This is a genomic window from Phytoactinopolyspora halophila (assembly GCF_003287285.1).
In the GTDB taxonomy this organism is placed as follows: Bacteria; Actinomycetota; Actinomycetes; order Jiangellales; family Jiangellaceae; genus Phytoactinopolyspora_A; species Phytoactinopolyspora_A halophila.
This window is the reverse complement of the sequence record NZ_QMIG01000029.1, coordinates 1-1726: the sequence shown is the minus strand read 5'-3', so window position 1 is coordinate 1726 and position 1726 is coordinate 1. Positions and strand designations below refer to the sequence as shown.

Annotated in this window: 1 protein-coding gene; it reads right to left on the bottom strand. The window is 59.1% G+C overall.

The window, feature by feature from the left end:
- Window positions 1-1493, bottom strand: a 1493-nt coding sequence (locus DPM12_RS24175; protein ID WP_146751936.1) for an SDR family NAD(P)-dependent oxidoreductase, incomplete at its 3' end; no start/stop codon positions are given.
- Window positions 1494-1726 lie beyond the last annotated feature (233 nt).

The window sequence follows — 1726 nt, the reverse complement described above, 5'->3', positions numbered from 1 at the left end:
CCAGGACCAGCAACACGCCCCCCATCACCCTCAGACACCGACACCTGCGCCGCATCATCAGCACCACCACAAACCCCAACCTCAATCTCGGCCGGGTCCACCCCCACAAAACGAGCCACCTTCGCCGGCTCACCCACCAACACCAAATGCCCCCCACGCGACTGACCCAACAACCGCTCAAACAAAGCAGTCCCCTCAGCCGCCTCCAAAAACCGCTGACCACTACTCTTCAAATAAAACGCAGCCGCATCAGCATCGGCCACACCCATGCCCTCGCTATTCCACAAAGGCCAATTAATCACCACAGCACGACCAGGCCCACCCACAGCCTCACGATACTGCGCATAACTCATCAAAAAGCGATTACCAACCGCGTAATCACACCCACCAAAATCACCAAGAATCGCCGAACTCGACGAGAAATAACACACAAAATCCACAGACTCACCAGACAACGCCTCATCCAGCGCCAACGTGCCAGCCACCTTCGGCCGCACCACCCGGTGAAACTCCCCCACATCCTTATCCACCACACTGCGCCGAGACTCCAGCCCAGCAGCATGAATCACACCATCAATACCACCAAACCGAGCCTTGCCCTGCTCCACAGCAGCCCGCAACGCCGCAGCATCACCCACATCAGCCGACACATACACAACCGACGCCCCAGCCAGCTCCAACTCCTGCACCCTGGCCCGACGACGATCATCCAACTCACCACGACCCACCAACACCAAATTCGCGCCATACTCAGCAGCCAACCAATCCGAGAAAATCTTTCCCAGACCCCCCATACCGCCAGTAATCAAATACGTCCCACCACGCCGCAACACCCCACCACAATCCTCATCCAAACCCACCGGACGAACCCGACACACCTGCCGAGAACCCACCCCCTCATACAACACAGCATCCGCCCCACCACCATTCAACTCATCCCACAAAACCCCCGCCCAACCAGAAGCATCAACCCCCACAACCCCCGCAACACGCTCCCGACACACCACACTCACAAACGTCCCCGCCAACGGCATCCGCAAAGACCGCGAAAAACCAATCAACGACTCCGCATAACACCGCTCCAACCCATCACCAAACTCAGCACCCACCACCAAACGCTCCGGACGCACACCAGCCCGCGACAACCCCTGAATCACACACACCAAACCCGACGCATCCACCACATGCGCCCGATCCTCAACCCCCCACAAATACACAACACAATCAACCCCACCCAACAACTCCTCAACCGCAGAAAAACACGCCGCAACATCCCCCACATCACCCACACCCACCCGAAAACACCGCTCCGACACCCGCTCAAAACCATCACCCACCCCCACAAAAACCACAGACCAATCCCCCCGACCCTCAAACTCCCCCCGCAACACACCCTCAACAACCGGATCAGACGAAAAAACCACCACCCGCTTACCCACACCCACAACAAAATCCCCCACACCCTCCGACTCCCACACCTCCTCAAACGTCATCAACACACCACCAGACACCGACACACCACCCCCAGAAACACCCACACCAGAAACCCCCTCAGAAACCCCCACACCACCAGACACCGACACACCATGAGAGCGAGACGCCGACGCACCACGAGAGCGAGACGTCGACGCACCACGGGAAGCCGGCACGCCACGGGAAGCCGGCACATCATCGGAGGCTTCGAGTGTCGCGTCGGCATCGTGCTCGTCCGTGGTGACCGGTTCCG